Annotated in this window: 16 protein-coding genes; 9 read left to right on the top strand and 7 right to left on the bottom strand. The window is 64.1% G+C overall.

Annotated elements, in window-relative coordinates:
• Nucleotides 1-27: 27 nt before the first annotated feature.
• The 5 genes from NKJ64_RS25925 (at nt 28) to olsB (ending at nt 6005) form a co-directional block, all read left to right on the top strand.
• Nucleotides 28-885, top strand: a complete 858-nt coding sequence (locus NKJ64_RS25925; RefSeq protein WP_023683061.1) for a TrmH family RNA methyltransferase — start codon at nt 28-30, stop codon at nt 883-885.
• Entirely contained in the window at nt 882-1370 is a 489-nt protein-coding gene (gene lspA, locus NKJ64_RS25920; RefSeq protein WP_352463567.1) for a signal peptidase II, read from the top strand. The genes NKJ64_RS25925 and lspA overlap by 4 nt, the downstream gene beginning before the upstream one ends.
• Nucleotides 1371-1475: 105 nt before the next feature.
• Nucleotides 1476-2465 (top strand): acrylyl-CoA reductase (NADPH), encoded by a 990-nt coding sequence (gene acuI / locus NKJ64_RS25915; protein ID WP_352463566.1) that lies wholly within the window; start codon nt 1476-1478, stop codon nt 2463-2465.
• A 101-nt stretch (nt 2466-2566) separates the two neighbouring features.
• Complete coding sequence (locus NKJ64_RS25910) at nt 2567-4855, top strand: response regulator (RefSeq protein WP_023740832.1); 2289 nt, start codon at nt 2567-2569, stop codon at nt 4853-4855.
• Between the two features lie 274 nt (nt 4856-5129).
• Nucleotides 5130-6005 carry a l-ornithine N(alpha)-acyltransferase gene (olsB, locus tag NKJ64_RS25905; RefSeq protein WP_023683057.1) on the top strand — a complete coding sequence of 292 codons (876 nt, stop codon included), beginning with the start codon at nt 5130-5132 and terminating at the stop codon, nt 6003-6005.
• Between the two features lie 93 nt (nt 6006-6098).
• On the opposite strand, the gene NKJ64_RS25900 is transcribed toward olsB, so the two are convergent.
• Both NKJ64_RS25900 and grpE read right to left on the bottom strand, forming a co-directional pair.
• Nucleotides 6099-6731, bottom strand: coding sequence for a trimeric intracellular cation channel family protein (locus NKJ64_RS25900; protein ID WP_023683056.1), 633 nt, complete (start codon nt 6729-6731; stop codon nt 6099-6101).
• A gap of 139 nt (nt 6732-6870) precedes the next feature.
• The gene (gene grpE / locus NKJ64_RS25895; protein ID WP_352463565.1) at nt 6871-7500 is read right to left on the bottom strand and encodes a nucleotide exchange factor GrpE; all 630 of its coding nucleotides are present in this window, start codon (nt 7498-7500) and stop codon (nt 6871-6873) included.
• A 259-nt stretch (nt 7501-7759) separates the two neighbouring features.
• On the opposite strand from grpE, the gene NKJ64_RS25890 reads away from it, so the two are divergent.
• Nucleotides 7760-7960 (top strand): hypothetical protein, encoded by a 201-nt coding sequence (locus NKJ64_RS25890; protein WP_023669766.1) that lies wholly within the window; start codon nt 7760-7762, stop codon nt 7958-7960.
• 84 nt (nt 7961-8044) lie between these two features.
• Nucleotides 8045-9067 (top strand): fatty acid desaturase, encoded by a 1023-nt coding sequence (locus NKJ64_RS25885; protein WP_023691976.1) that lies wholly within the window; start codon nt 8045-8047, stop codon nt 9065-9067.
• A 319-nt stretch (nt 9068-9386) separates the two neighbouring features.
• On the opposite strand, the gene NKJ64_RS25880 is transcribed toward NKJ64_RS25885, so the two are convergent.
• The 5 genes from NKJ64_RS25880 to cysG form a co-directional block, all read right to left on the bottom strand.
• Entirely contained in the window at nt 9387-9920 is a 534-nt protein-coding gene (locus NKJ64_RS25880) for a DUF934 domain-containing protein (protein ID WP_023754257.1), read from the bottom strand.
• Nucleotides 9921-10037: 117 nt separating this feature from the next.
• Nucleotides 10038-10802, bottom strand: a complete 765-nt coding sequence (locus NKJ64_RS25875; RefSeq protein WP_023754256.1) for a phosphoadenylyl-sulfate reductase — start codon at nt 10800-10802, stop codon at nt 10038-10040.
• Nucleotides 10777-12447 (bottom strand): nitrite/sulfite reductase, encoded by a 1671-nt coding sequence (locus NKJ64_RS25870; protein ID WP_023726455.1) that lies wholly within the window; start codon nt 12445-12447, stop codon nt 10777-10779. Before NKJ64_RS25870 ends, NKJ64_RS25875 begins: the two co-directional genes overlap by 26 nt.
• Nucleotides 12448-12482: 35 nt before the next feature.
• Nucleotides 12483-12776 carry a DUF2849 domain-containing protein gene (locus tag NKJ64_RS25865; protein ID WP_023691980.1) on the bottom strand — a complete coding sequence of 98 codons (294 nt, stop codon included), beginning with the start codon at nt 12774-12776 and terminating at the stop codon, nt 12483-12485.
• Nucleotides 12773-14224, bottom strand: a complete 1452-nt coding sequence (gene cysG, locus NKJ64_RS25860; RefSeq protein WP_023754254.1) for a siroheme synthase CysG — start codon at nt 14222-14224, stop codon at nt 12773-12775. The genes NKJ64_RS25865 and cysG overlap by 4 nt, the downstream gene beginning before the upstream one ends.
• On the opposite strand from cysG, the gene NKJ64_RS25855 reads away from it, so the two are divergent.
• Nucleotides 14216-14455 carry a hypothetical protein gene (locus NKJ64_RS25855; RefSeq protein WP_352463564.1) on the top strand — a complete coding sequence of 80 codons (240 nt, stop codon included), beginning with the start codon at nt 14216-14218 and terminating at the stop codon, nt 14453-14455. The genes cysG and NKJ64_RS25855 overlap by 9 nt on opposite strands.
• 188 nt (nt 14456-14643) lie before the next feature.
• Nucleotides 14644-15096: a baeRF12 domain-containing protein gene (locus tag NKJ64_RS25850; RefSeq protein ID WP_023686586.1), complete on the top strand. Its 453-nt coding sequence runs from the start codon at nt 14644-14646 to the stop codon at nt 15094-15096.
• Nucleotides 15097-15278: the final 182 nt, after the last annotated feature.

Here is a 15278-nt window from a genome sequence, read left to right as displayed (position 1 = left end):
GGAGACCTGAATGCCCGGGAGTCCCGAATGAATGAGCGGCACGCAGGTGCGCCCGGGCAGGTCAAGGAAGTCACCAGCCTTGCCAATCCGCTGATCAAGGACATCAAGGCGCTCGCCCAGAAGAAATTCCGCGACCAGCAGAACGCCTTCATGGCCGAAGGGCTGAAGCTGGTCATCGACGCCCTCGACCTCGGCTGGTCGATCAGGACGCTGGTTTTCGCCAAGGCCGGACGCGGCAATGCGGCGGTCGAAAAGGTGGCGGCGCGCACGGTTGCCGCCGGCGGCACCGTGCTCGAAGTGTCCGAAAAAGTGCTGGTCGCCATCACCCGCCGCGACAATCCGCAAATGGTGGTCGGCGTCTTCCGGCAAAAACTGCTGCCGCTAAGAGACATCCGCGCTCACGACGGCGACGTCTGGGTGGCGCTCGACCGGGTGCGCGATCCCGGCAATCTCGGCACCGTCATCCGCACCGTCGATGCCGTCGGCGCCAAGGGCGTCATCCTGGTCGGCGAGACCACCGATCCTTTTTCTGTCGAGACCGTGCGCGCCACCATGGGCTCGATCTTCGCCGTGCCGGTGACCAAGGCGACGCCGGAAGCATTTCTGGCTTGGCGAAACAGCTTCTCGGGCCTGGTGGTCGGCACCCATCTGAAGGGTGCGGTCGACTACCGCTCGGTCGATTTCTCCCGAGGACCGGTGCTCTTGATGATGGGCAATGAGCAGCAGGGCCTGCCCGACAATCTGGCGGAAAGCTGCGACCGGCTGCTGCGGATTCCGCAGGCCGGCCGCGCCGATTCGCTCAATTTGGCGGTCGCCACCGGAATCATGCTGTTCGAGATCCGGCGCGGCGCTCTGAAACTTGCCCCCGAGGACGCCACATCGTGAAATCATGGTCTCCCTATGCGCTGCTGGTGGTGGTGGCAATCGCGCTCGACCAGTGGATAAAGCATCTGATCGAGACCGGCCTCGCCTTTCAGGAAAAGCTCGACCTGATGCCGTTCCTGGCGCTGTTTCGCACCTACAATACCGGTATTGCCTTTTCGATGTTCTCGTCTTTCGGCGACACCGGCCTGGTCGTCATCGCGGTCGTCGTCGTCGCCTTCGTGCTTTATCTGGCAACGCGCACCCCCGCCGGCCATGTGCTGGCCCGCATCGGCTTTGCATTGATCATCGGCGGTGCGATCGGCAATCTGATCGACCGCGCCGTCTACGGCCACGTCATCGACTATATATTGTTCCACACGCCGGTATGGTCCTTCGCCGTCTTCAACCTCGCCGATGCCTTCATTTCGGTCGGCGCGGCGCTGGTTGTCTTCGACGAGTTCATAGGCTGGCGGCGCGAGGCCAAGCCGCAAGGCCCAGAAGCCTGACGGCCCGACTCTTTTGACCAATTGACCTCGCCGGACGGTCGCCGCACAGTTCGGCCAGAGCCAGCCAATGCCGACCTCCAGCCTTTGCGAAGCCGAGGAGAAGAGATGCCTGAAACCTTCAAAGCCATCCTCGTTTCGCGCGACGCCGAAAAGAAACAGTCGGTGGAGGTCGTCGATTTCGGCGAAGCCGATCTGATGGAAGGCGACGTCACCGTCGCGGTCGAGGCGACGACGGTCAACTACAAGGACGGGCTGGCCATCACTGGGAAAGCGCCAGTGATCCGCCGCTGGCCGCTGGTGCCGGGCATCGATTTCGCCGGAACCGTCCTCTCCTCATCGCATGCCGACTGGCGCAAGGGCGACAAGGTCATTCTCAATGGCTGGGGCGTCGGCGAGACGCATTTCGGCGCCTATGCCGGGCGCGCCCGCGTCAACGGCGACTGGCTGGTGCCGTTGCCCGACGGCATCAGCGCCCACGATGCGATGGCGGTCGGCACCGCCGGCTATACGGCCATGCTCAGCGTCATGGCGCTGGAGCGGCACGGCATCCTGCCGGATCGCGGCCCGGTGGTGGTGACGGGTGCAGCCGGCGGCGTTGGGTCGGTCGCGGTCTCGATCCTGTCCAGCCTTGGCTATCACGTCATCGCTTCGACCGGCCGCAACGCCGAAAGCTACTATCTGATCGACCTCGGTGCCGCCGAAGTGATTTCGCGCGAGGAACTCTCCCAGCCGGCCAAGCCGCTGGCCAAGGAGCGCTGGGCCGGCGGCATCGATGCCGTCGGCAGCCACACGCTGGCCAATGTGCTGTCGATGACCGCCTATGGCGGCGCGGTCGCCGCCTGCGGCCTGGCGGGTGGCATGGATCTGCCGTCGAGCGTCGCCCCGTTCATCCTGCGCGGCGTCTCGCTGCTCGGCATCGATTCGGTGATGGCGCCCAAGGCCGTGCGCCTCGAAGCCTGGCGCCGCATCGGCAGCGATCTCGATCTGCAAAAGCTCGCCGGCCTGTCGACGACCATCGGCTTCGACGACATCATCGCCGCCGCCCACGACATCGTCGAGGGCAAGATCAGGGGGCGCATGGTCGTGGATATGTGAGGCCCCGAAGCCGCCAGAACGGGCGGCAAAAATGCATGACCGCTAAAATTCGAACGATCCGCCGCGCTTTTCCATAATCTCTATCTGGCAAGGATTTCCGCATGATCGCGGAGTCCGCCAGGAAAGAGAAGAGCCGCGCCGAAAGCATCGACGGGCCGAACCCGGCGACGCCCAAGCGGCAGCATGTTGCTGCGCCGCCGCTGGCGCCGGATTTTCCGCGCGCCACGCACGAGGGCCTGCTGTTCCTGACGGTCGTCGCCAGCGTCGTGCTGGCGGGCCTGTCTCACCTCACCGGCGCGCCGATCTTCATCACGTTCGGTCTGCTGGCGACCGGCCTTGCCGGCGTCGCCATGCACCTGCGCAACCGCCGCACCGTCCACCGCGCGACGGCCTTGCTCGACGAAACCGCCGCCCGCAGCCGCGCCGAGATCGAGACGCTGGCCGACCGCATGTGGGAGATGCAGGAGAGCGAGGAGCGTTTTCGCGGGCTGATCGATGCGCTCGGCGATCTCGTCGTCCACCGCGACCGCGACGGCCACATCGTCTATGCGAACATGGTTTTCGCCGGCCTCGTCGGAACCGATCAGCGCGACCTTGCCGGCAGGACTCTGGCCGACCTCGGCATCGATGTCGGTATCGTTCCCGACGCCGCCTTTTCCGATCATGAATGCCTGAGCTCCACCGACGTCTCCATACGTACCCCGAACGGTCCGCGCTGGTTCTCATGGATCGAACTGTCGGTGCGCGACAAGGATAGCGGCGCCGTCTCGCACCGGGCGATTGCCCGTGACATCACCGCCCGCAAGCGCGCCGAATCCTCGTTGATCACCGCGCGTGAGCGCGCCGAATATGCCAGCCAGGCCAAGTCGCGCTTCCTCGCCACCGTCAGCCATGAGATCCGCACGCCGATGAACGGCATCATGGGCATGGCCAAGCTTCTGGCTGACACCAATCTGTCGCCCGAGCAGCGCACCTATGTCGGCGCTGTCTCGACCTCGGCCAGCGCCCTTTTGGCGCTCATCGAGGATTTGCTCGACTATTCCAAGATAGAGGCCGGCCGTTTCGACCCGGAGCCGCAGCCGACATCGCTGCGCGAAATCGCCGACAACATCATCGAACTGATGGCGGCCAAAGCCTTCGCCAAGAACATCGGCCTCGGCTGTCATGTCGAGCCCGACGTGCCACAGATGATCATGGCCGATCCGGGAAGAGTCAGGCAGGTGCTGCTCAACCTGATCGGCAATGCGATCAAGTTCACCGACACCGGCGGCGTGCTGGTTTCGGTTGCACGGGCCCGCACCGAGACCAGCGACCGCATCTGCTTCACCGTCGCCGACACCGGCCCTGGCCTGCGCGAAGAGGATATGGAGCGCATCTTCGAGGAGTTCGAACAGTCCGACGGCACCTCGACCCGCACCCATGGCGGCGCCGGCCTCGGTCTGGCCATATCGAGGCGCCTGGTCGCCGCCATGGGCGGTGCCATTTCGGTGTCGAGCCGGCTTGGCGAGGGATCGGAATTCGTCTTCGAGATCCCGGCCGCAGGAGCAACCGAAGCACCGCAGAACCGGCAGAACATCCTGGCCGGCCGGCGCGCCGTGATCGTGTCGAAGAACGCCGTCGAGGCGGACGCCATCGCCCGCACCATCCGCGCCCATGGCGGCGCCGTCGACGTCGCCGCAACCGCTTCCCAGGCGACGCCCTTCGCCGAACATTGCGATGTGCTGTTGATCGACGCGGCCCTGGAGGACGGCGACGGCAGACTGCTCAAGCGCCTGCGCCAGAGTGGCTTTGCCGATTGCGAGGCGATCACGCTGATCGCGCCGACCGACCGCGGCATGCTTGGCGAATTCCGCACCAGCGGCTACGCCACCTTCTTGGCGAGGCCGGTGCGCGGCGAAACCCTGCTGCGCGTGCTGCTGACCAGTCATGCCCCTGCCTTGCCGCCGCCCAAGCCGGAAAAGACCGGCGCGTCCTCGCTTCGTGCCCATGGCGGGCGCCAGCAAGGTTTGTCGGTGCTGATCGCCGAAGACAACGACATCAACGCCATGCTTGCCCGCGCCACGCTTTTGAAGGCGGGACATCGCGTGAAAGTGGTCGGCAATGGCAAGGCCGCGGTCGAGGCGGTGACCGAAGCCGGGCTGAAAAATCGCTTCGATGTGGTGCTGATGGATTTGCACATGCCGGTCATGGACGGGCTGGACGCGATCGCCGCCATCCGCCGCCACGAGGAGGAAATGGCTGTGCCGCCGGTTCCGATCATGGTGCTTTCGGCCGACAGCCAGGAAAAGACCCGCCACACCGTGCTCGCCCATGGCGCCAGCGGCTTTGTCACCAAGCCGCTCGATCCCGACGCGCTGGTCCATGCCGTCGAGGGCCAGGTGGCCGCCTGAATTCATGTCGCTCAAAAGTGGCCCCGGTTTTGAGAAGACGACATGCAAAACAAAGACTTGAAGCGCGTCGCGTGAATTGTCCCAGCGCGACGCGCTTCAAGGCGACGCTGGCGCAATCCTCGCCTCACGTAGGTAGCCGAATGAGGGTTTTCGCCAGCCGACGAAGTATTGCCCGTCGCGCCGTATCACGGTACTGTCACAATCCTGTTGCACCTACACCGTATCCCCGTGCCAAGAGGGATGGCTCGAAGGAGAATCACTCGTGCATACAGTTATGCCGGAATGTGACACTCGGCCCAGCGCAGGCGGCGCTTTGCTCGCCGCGCGGAACGCCGATGCCGTCGCAACAGGCGCACCGCTGGGCCGTATCGGCAATCTCGAAGTGCGGCTTGCCCGCAATGAGGCCGAAATCGCCGCCGCCCAGGAAGTGCGCTACCGGGTGTTTTATGACGAGCTTGGCGCCAGGAAGGACCTGTTCCAGGCGCAGGACCGGCGCGACGCCGACCGCTTCGACCCGCTGTGCGACCATCTCCTCGTGCTGGACACTTCGATCTCCGGCCCCGAGCATCGCCGCATCGTCGGCACTTACCGCCTGCTGCGGCAAGAGATTGCCGCGACCGCCGGCGGCTTCTATTCCGAAGGCGAGTTCGAACTGACCAAGCTGATCGCCCGCCATCCTGGCCAGCGCTTCCTTGAGCTCGGCCGCTCCTGCGTGCTGCCGGAATACCGCTCGAAGCGCACCATCGAGGCGCTGTGGCAAGGCATCTGGGCCTACATCAACCACTATGAGATCGGCGTGATGACCGGTTGTGCCTCGTTCCCTGGCACGGTGCCGGCTGCGCATGCCGAGGCGCTCACCTACCTTGCCCATCACTGCCGGACCAACTCCGCCTGGGATGTGCGGGCGGTCTCCGGGCGCTATTGCTCGATGGACCTTATGCCGATCGAGGCGGTCAACGCCAAGGCGGCGATTGCGGCCATGCCGCCGTTGGTCAAGGGCTATCTGCGCGTCGGCGCCCGCATCGGCGACGGCTGCGTCATCGACCGTGAGTTCTCCACCGTCGATGTGTTCGTGGTGATGCCGGTCAAGGAAATCGGCGCCCGCTACGTCAACTATTATGGCGGGGAAGCGCAGCGCTTTGCGGCGTGAGGCAGTAGGCAGTAGGCAGTAGGCAGTAGTGAAGGCTGCCGCGAATTGCTGACTACCGACTATTCCCTATTCCCTATTCCCTAATCCCTCTCCCTACGGAATATCCTCCGGTCGCCGTCCCGGGCGGCTCTTGTAGGACGGAAAGGTCCAGCCGAATTTCAGCGCGCCGCCGCGCACCAGGAAAGCCGCGACGAAGCCGGCGATATCCGAGGCGAGCGGCGGCAGGCCGGCAAGATCGCCAAGTGTGTAGAGGCCGGCGCCCGCGAGTGCGGCGGTGACGTAGATTTCGGGCCTGAGCAGCACCGATGGCTCGCCGGCCAGCAGATCGCGCAGGATGCCGCCAAATGTGGCGGTCAACACGCCCATAACAACGGAGACGACCGGCGAGCCGGTGATGGCCAGCCCCTTGGCCGCGCCCATTACGGAAAAGGCCGCCAATCCGATGGCGTCGAGCCAGAGCAGCCATTTCCAGCGGGATTCGACGCGGTGGGCGATGAAGAAGACCAGCACCGCAACCGCCGCGCAAACCAGCACATAGCCGGAGTTGGCGACCCAAAAGACGGGCAGGTTGAGGATGACGTCGCGAAGCGTGCCGCCGCCAATGCCGGTGACGCTGGCCAGAAACAGGAAGCCGATGATGTCGAGCTGCTTGCGCGAAGCCGCCAACGCCCCGGTCGCGGCAAAGACGGCGACGCCAGCATAGTCGAGGAGGTCGATGGGTGTCAGGGACATGAGGTAGTAGGGATTGGGAATTAGGGAAAGAATGAATAACACGAAGCCGCGCGATTGATACGCCTGCCTATTCCCTATTCCCTATTCCCTATTCCCTATTCCCTATTCCCTATCCCCTACTGCCTATTCCTACTCACGCATCCTTCTCGGCCTGCTCGTTCACCGGCCCCGGCTCGACCGGCGCTTCGGTGGCCGCGATCTTGGGGCCGCCCTTGGCGACCCCGACCATGGCCGGCCGCAGCACGCGCTCGCCGATCGAATAGCCCGGCTGCACGACCTGGACGACGGTGTTGGCCGGCACATCGGGATTGGGCACTTCGAACATCGCCTGGTGGAAATTCGGGTCGAACTTCTCACCTTCCGGTTCGAGCTTCTTCACCCCATGCCGTTCCAGCGTCGACAGCATGGCGCGCTCGGTGATCTCGACGCCGTCGATCAGCGCCTTGAAGCCGGCATCTCCGGCCGCTTTCGCCTGGGCGGGGATAGCATCGAGTGCGCGGCGCAGATTGTCCGATACCGACAGCATGTCGCGGGCGAAATTGGCCACCGCATAGGCGCGCGCATCATGCACGTCGCGGGCGGTGCGGCGGCGCAGATTCTCCATCTCGGCCGCGACCCGCAGCGCGCGGTCCTTCAGCTCCTCGTTTTCCTTCAGCAGCCGCACCAGCGCTTCATAGTCGCCGTCGATGCCGCCTTGCGTGCGCTCGGCCTCGGCCGTTTCGATATCCTCGGGCGCGCGTTCGTCTTTTGTCTGGTCGCTCATCGCCATTTCCCGTCATTCGAATGGTTTGGATTTGCGCCCGATATCGAGGTTTGGCGGCCAAAAATCAAGGGGCAAGCCCAGGAGGACGCCCAACAGCAGGCAATGTTGCGGGCTGCCCGTCGGACTTGGTGCGGGACGCAAAGACGTTCAAAATTAATTCAAACTTTACCGTAACGGCAGCCTTTGCTTGCCAATACCCCGCTATGGGGAACCATTCAAAGCTTGGAGGAGTTTTGAAACCGACACAGGATTTGAGACAATGGACCGCAATACTGGCAACAGAAGCGAAGAGCTCGCCGCCGACATCAGGCGCCAGTTCGGCACCGAGGCGACGACGCGCTTCTTGCGCACCTTGCCGGCCTTCCGCACCGAGGCCGACATTCCCGCCCGTTTCCGGGATCTGCTCGACCGGCTGGACGGCATAGAAGCCAGCATGGCCGGCGGCCAACGCCGTCAATAGCGATGCTATCGCGCGACAATTACGCGCAGTAATTTTGCGTGAGCTTTTCCTTGCGGCAGCGGGACGCCCCGCCTATGCTTCCTGATGAACATGATTTCCCCCGAGACGGCCGCCAACAGCAAGCGCGCCTGGTTGAAGATCCTGGCGCGCTACAAGAAGCCCGACCGGCGACGCAGCACTCTTGAACTCGCCATCACCCTTATTCCTTTCGTTACGCTGTGGGCGCTGTCTTCGGCAGCCTATTCCTATGGCCACTGGTGGGGCTTGATCCTGATCCTTCCCGCCGCCGGTTTTCTGGTGCGGATCTTCATGATCCAGCACGATTGCGGCCACGGCTCCTTCTTCGCCAACCGCACTGCCGACGACTGGATCGGCCGCGCGCTCGGCGTGCTGACGCTGACCCCTTACGATTGCTGGCGGCGCGCGCACGCCACCCATCACGCCAGCGCCGGCAATCTTGACGAGCGCGGCATGGGCGATATCAGGACGTTGACGGTTGCTGAATACCGGCAGCTGTCTTGGCGGGGACGCCTTGCCTATCGTCTCTACCGCCATCCCCTGGTGATGTTCGGCCTTGGCCCGATCTGGCTGTTCATCTTCGAGCAGAGGCTGCCGGTCGGCATGATGCGCGGCGGCCTGACGCCCTGGGTGTCGTCGATGACCACCAATCTCGGCATCGCGGTCGCGGCAGCGCTGCTTATCTGGCTGGTCGGCCCCGGCGCTTTCCTGATCGTCCATTTGCCGATCGTGATCCTGGCCGGATCGGCCGGAATCTGGCTGTTCTACGTCCAGCACCAGTTCGAGGAGACGGAATGGGCGAAGGACGAAGAGTGGGAATTCCAGCGTGCCGCCCTGCACGGCTCGTCCTATTATGATTTGCCGCCGGTGCTGAACTGGTTCACCGGCAATATCGGCGTCCATCACGTGCACCATCTCTCGGCCAAGGTGCCGGGCTACCGGCTGCAGGAAGTGCTGCGCGACTATCCCGAACTGCGCGGCATCGGCCGCGTCACGCTTCTCGACAGCCTGCGCTGCGTCAAGCTGGCGTTGTGGGACGAGAACCGCCGCAAGCTGATCTCGTTTCGCGAAGCGCGGGCCTTGGCCTAAAAGCAATTCCAGCAAAGTGTGAGGCGGTTTTCCGGGCTTTCGCTTGGGAATGCCGTAAGACAAAGAAAAAAACCGCCGCACCGAAGGCGCGGCGGCATCTTCCAAAAACCGGCTCAGGCAGCCTTGCGCTCCTCGCGCATCCAGACCTTGCAGCCCTGATCATGTCAGGCGCCTTTTCGGCGATCATGATGGACGGTGCATTGGTGTTGCCGCCGATGAGCGCCGATTCCTCCCTCGCGCCCGGCGGATATTTCCGTCCGGACAGCCAGGAGAAGGCCCGATCACAGTCTTTGTAAAGACAGGCGAAATTACCGCTGCGTCAGATGTTGCGAACGCGCCGCCAGGAGTATTTCGGCCCCTTCGGCTCCGACGCTTCGGTCGGCTGATAGTAAAGGCCCAGCCCGCCTGTGCGGCCTTCTTCGAGGCGCTTCAGCAGAACCGGGTTGGAGATTTCGAACTCGTCGAAGCCGAGGCGCAGCATATGCGGCAGCTGGTCGACGAGCACCTGGCCAGTGGCGCGGACCGCGCCCTCGAAATGGTAGCGGCTGCGCAGCAATTCGCCCTTGGAAAACGAGCGGCCGTCGCTGAAGGCCGGGAAGGCCAGCGCCACCAGCGACAGCTGGTCGAGCAGATCCACAATCTTTTCCAGCTGGTCGCCGGGCTGCAGCGCGACGCCAAGCCGCTCCTTGGCCGAGCGCCGCACTTCGGCATCGAGGCCGAGAAATGCCTGCAACGGCAGGATGAAGCGGCCATTGCCCGCCAGTGCATCCGCACTTTCGGCATGTGTCCACTCGTCTTCGCGAAAACCCGTCCGGGTCCAGAGGCGGGTCTCCGCTGTGGTCTGTTCAGTCATAGAAAATTCCTAAAGCCCTAAAAATCGAAAGTCCGCGAAAGCCGGTCCACACCAAACCGGCGGCCTCCGAGCGGAAGCCGCCGTTGCAGGCCAGCCTCACCTGAATATCACCATAGCTTAAAGGGATGCGTCGGTCAGCGACACTTCCAGTCCCGACAGATGGATGCCGCACTCGGTCTTGGCATGACCGGCCCAGCGTCCGCTTCGCGCATCCTCGCCCGGCTGCACCGGCTGCGTGCATGGGAAGCAGCCGATCGACAGATAGCCGTACGCAACCAGCGGATTTTCGCGCAGCGCATGCGCGCGCATGTAGTCAGCCTGGTCGGATGTCGTCCAGTGCGCCAGCGGATTGATGCGTACGCGCGGGCCGACCGCCTCGAACACCGGCAGCGCGGCTCGCGTCGCCGCCTGGAAGCGCTTGCGGCCGGTCAGCCAGGCCCGGAAGGGGGCGACGCCGCGCGCCAGCGGCTCGACCTTGCGCACGTCGCAGCAGGCATCGGTGTTGCTCTGGTGCAGATTGCCGGTCGGATCGACCCGTTCGAGCGCTGCGTCTTCGGGCTTGATCACCCTGATGTTGGTCAGCCCGAAATCGGCGACCAGCGCATCGCGATAGCCCAGCGTCTCTTCGAAATGCTTGCCGGTGTCCAGGAAGATGACCGGCAGCGTGCGGTCGACCTTGGCGATCATATGCAGCAGGACGGCGGAATCCGCGCCGAAGGACGACACGGCGGCGATCTCGTCATGAAACAATTCGCTCGCCGCGCGTTCGATGATGTCGAGCGGGCTCAGATGTCCAAACAGCGCGTCGAAGCCCGCCGCTTTGGCGGCGATGCTGTCGTCGACGTCGAGGATGCGGTCAAGCGGCCTTGGTTTCGCCAGCATAGAGCGCCTCCTTGAACGGCGCGGGACCGACACGGCGGTAGGCGTCGATAAAACGTTCACTGGGACCGAGCCGAAGGCCGAGATAGGTGTCGACGATCTGCTCGATGGCGTCGGTGATCTCTTCCGAAGAGAAGCCGCGGCCGATGATTTCGCCAACCGAGGTGTTCTCGTCGGCCGATCCGCCAAGCGTCACCTGGTAGAGTTCGGAGCCTTTCTTCTCGACGCCGAGGATACCGATATGGCCGACATGGTGATGTCCGCAGGCATTGATGCAGCCGGAAATCTTCAGCTTCAATTCGCCGATCTCGCGCTGCCGCTCCAGCGAGGCGAAGCGAAGCGAAATCTCCTGCGCGATCGGGATCGAGCGCGCTGTCGCCAGCGCGCAATAATCGAGGCCAGGGCACGCGATGATGTCGCTGATCAGGTTGGAATTGGCCGTCGCGAGGCCAATGTCGACCAAAGCGTCGTAGACCGCTTTCAAATCGGCGCGCGCCACATGCGGCAGGATCAGGTTCTGCTCATGGCTGACGCGCAGTTCGTCGAACGCGTATTTCTCGGCGATGTCGGCAACCGCTTCCATCTGGCTGTCGGTGGCATCGCCCGGCACCTCGCCAATGCCTTTCAGTGAGATCGTCACCGCGGCATAGTCGGGATGGCGATGCGTCACGACATTCTGGTCGAGCCAATCCGAGAAGCTTTTGGAATCGAGCCGCGCCAGCTTGATCGCCGCGTCGCCTTCCGGCCGGGCGGTCAGTGCCGGCGGCGCGAAATAGGCGTCGATGGCACGGATGTCGGCTTCCGGCAGCTTCAGCTCGGCGTCCTTCAGCTCCTGCCATTCGGCCTCGACCTGGCGGGTGATTTCCTCGACGCCGGTCTCGTGGACGAGGATCTTGATGCGCGCCTTGTACTTGTTGTCGCGGCGGCCATAGAGGTTGTACACGCGCAGGATCGCGGTGCAGTAGGACAGCAGGTCGGCTTCCGGCAGGAAGTCGCGGATCTTGCGCGCCACCATCGGCGTGCGGCCCTGGCCGCCACCGACATAGACGGCAAAGCCGAGCTCGCCGGCGGCGTCCTTCTTCAGATGCAGACCGATATCATGCGTCTGGATGGCGGCGCGGTCGCGCTCGGCCCCGGTCACCGCGATCTTGAACTTGCGCGGCAGGAACGAGAATTCCGGATGCACAGACGACCATTGCCGCAGGATCTCGGCATAGGGGCGCGGATCAGCGACCTCGTCGGCGGCGGCGCCGGCAAAATGATCGGCGGTGACGTTGCGGATGCAATTGCCGCTGGTCTGGATGGCATGCATCTCGACGCTGGCGAGATCGGCCAGGATCGCCGGAATGTCGGACAGCGCCGGCCAGTTGAACTGGATGTTCTGGCGCGTGGTGAAATGGCCGTAGCCCTTGTCGTATTTGCGCGCGATGTGGCCGAGCATGCGCAACTGGGCGCTGTTCAGCGTGCCATAGGGCACCGCGATGCGCAGCATGTAGGCGTGCAGCTGCAGGTAGACGCCGTTCATCAGCCGCAGCGGCCGGAACTGATCCTCGGTGATCTCGCCGGACAGCCGGCGTTCGACCTGGTCGCTGAACTCGGCGACGCGGGCCTGGACAAAATCGTGGTCGAACTCATCGTAGCGGTACATGTTTCGTCTTTCAGGGCGCGTCCGCCCGTATTTTGTTACGCTGCCCGCGCAGCCTGCTTGCCCAGATCTTCCCGGATGGTCGGGCCGGCGGCGCGGATCTTTTCGCGCAGCCGCACCGGCACGACGATGCCATTGACGACTTCAGCGTCGATCAGATTGACGTCGACAACCTGATTGTTGGCGTTGGCCTTGGCGCCGATTGCTTCCAGCCTGTCCTCTGCCGCTTGGTCATGGGCAAGGTCGGCATGGTCGACCGTCTCGGCCCAGCCGCCGTCGGCGTACCAGACGGCGATGCCGTCGGAGAGGCGGTTTGCGGTCAGTATCTTCATGGCTCGACCTCTGCGCCGGCCGCGGTGGCGGCGCCCTCATAGTTATGTGCCGCGAGCGGCTCGGAACGTTCAAAGTTGGCGCCGGCAACCGCGTCGCCGATGATGGTCATCACCGGACCGGCCAGATCGGCGCGCGCTTCCAGCGACGGCAAATCGGCCAGCGTGCCGTGGAAACGGCGGCGGTTCTGCAAGCTGGCATTCTCGACCACGGCAACCGCCGTGTCCGGCGACAGGCCGGCCTCGATCAGCCGCCCGGCGACTTCGGCGGCGACCGAGCGGCCCATATAGACGGCGACGGTGGCGCCGGAAATGGCGAGCTTGGCCCAATCCGGCAGCGAATTGCCCTTCAGATCATGGCCGGTGGTGAACACCATCGACGAGGAGACGCCGCGCAGCGTCAGCGGCAGCTCGAAGTCGGCGGCGGCGGCAAAGGCGGCGGTGACGCCGGGGACGACATCATAGGCGATGCCGGCATCGCGCAGTGCGGCCATCTCCTCGCCGGCGCGGCCGAACACCAGCGGGTCGCCCGACTTCAGCCGCACGACGCGCTTGCCCTGCCTGCCGAGATCGGCCAGCAGCGCATTGATCTCGGCCTGGCTCTTGGTGTGGCATCCCTTGCGTTTTCCGACCGGCAGCCGCTCGGCGTCGCGGCGGCCCATGGCGACGATCGCCTCCGGCACCAACGCGTCATAGACGATGACGTCGGCTTCCATCAAAAGCCGATGTGCGCGCAGCGTCAGAAGATCCTCAGCACCTGGCCCGGCGCCGACCAGGGCGATATGGCCCGAAGCCGGAGCCTTCGACAGCAACAGATCGGCGGCGGCGTCATGCGCCTGCGAAAGCTCGCCGGCTTCGACGGCGCGCGCCGGTGCACCCTGGAAAAAACTGCTCCAGAACTGGCGGCGGGCGTTGCCTTTCGGCAGCAGCTTTTCGGCGGCACCCCGGAAAGAGGCGGCAAGCGCTGCCAGCGGCCCGAGCGACGGCGACAGCATGCGGTCGATGCGGCTGCGCAGCATCTGCGCCAGCACCGGACCGGCGCCTTCCGTGCCGATGGCGATGGCGACCGGAGCGCGGTTGACCAGCGCCGGGGTGAAGAAATCGCACAGCTCCGGCCGGTCGACGGCATTGACCGGAATGCCAAGGCGGCGCGCATCGTCGGCGACGCGGCGGTCGAGCGTCTCGTCGCCGCTGGCGGCAAACACCAGGACCGCGCCTTCGAGATGCGCGGCGTCGTAGGGGGCGTCGATACGGATGGCGCCGGTCGTGGCGATGAAGCTCAGCAATTCGGCGTCGGCAACATCGGCAATGATGCGAAGCACAGCACTCGACTGATCAAGTAGCCGCGCCTTGGCCAACGCTTCGACGCCGCCGCCGACGATGGCCACGGCTTCGCCTTCGACCCGCATGAAGACCGGGAACGCGGTGAGCTTGGGATTGGCGTGCGGCATGACGAACAGATTCCGGAACAATTCGGCAGTTTTAGGCGCGGACGCGAAAAAGCTGAAGGAACCCACTCGCGCATCCCCTTGCGGGAGGCAATCGCTTTTCCGCAAGCCAAAGGGCCAAGAGAAAAATATTCACATCCGCATACCAGGCTCGGATTCAAGCTGCTGCCGCAGGCCTTGTTCTGCGGCTCTTTTATCCGGCAGGCGGCCAAGCTGCAAAATTGTTTTTTCTAAATTCTACCAATTTAGTAGATTAAAGCCGTCACCTTGGACATTGCTCCGATGGACGATAGATCGGGCTCGATATGGCTGCGTGCGATCTCGGCGAACGAAGTGGAACGTTCCCGCTTCGCCACGCGTTCTGCCCCTGCCGCAACAGACAATCGTCGGCTGGATTTGAACCTTCAAACAGGAGCCCGCAAATGAGCAAGATCAACCTGAAACATGGCCTTCTGGTCATGGTGGCCGATGGCGAGAAAGCGCTGTTCCTGAAGAACGAGGGCGACAATCTCTATCCGCACCTGCAGCTCTTCCAAGAGATGAACCAGGACAATCCGGCAACGCGCGAACAAGGCAGCGACAGTCCCGGCCGCTACAATGACGGCCCCTCCGTGCATCGCAGCGCGGTTGAGGAAACCGACTGGCACCGGCAGGGCAAGGAACGCTTTGCCGAAGAGATCGCGGACCGGCTCTACAAGCTCGCCCATCACGGCATCTTCGACGACATCGTGCTGGTCGCGCCACCGCTGGTGCTCGGCACCATGCGCAAGAAATTGCACAAGGAAGTCACCGACAAGGTGCAGGCGGAGATCCCAAAGACACTGACCAACCGCCCGCTGATCGACATCGAGGCCATGCTGCAGCAGGCAGCCTGACGCTATCTCATAGATCATTCGCGCGCGCAGCGTTTTCGCTGCGCGCGCCTTTCGTTTTTCGGCGCCTCTGGCCACCAATTTACGTCTCGCGGGTTGCGTCGCCCGCACCCCCTCCACCATATTGCAAAGGCGGCGGCTGCGGGCGGCGCACACCCGACATTTCCCGAAAGGCGCTCCATAGA

The organism is Mesorhizobium sp. M0062 (genome assembly GCF_040323125.1).
GTDB lineage: Bacteria > Pseudomonadota > Alphaproteobacteria > Rhizobiales > Rhizobiaceae > Mesorhizobium.
Note: the sequence above shows the minus strand (reverse complement) of the source record. Positions and strands in the feature narration are given on the sequence as shown.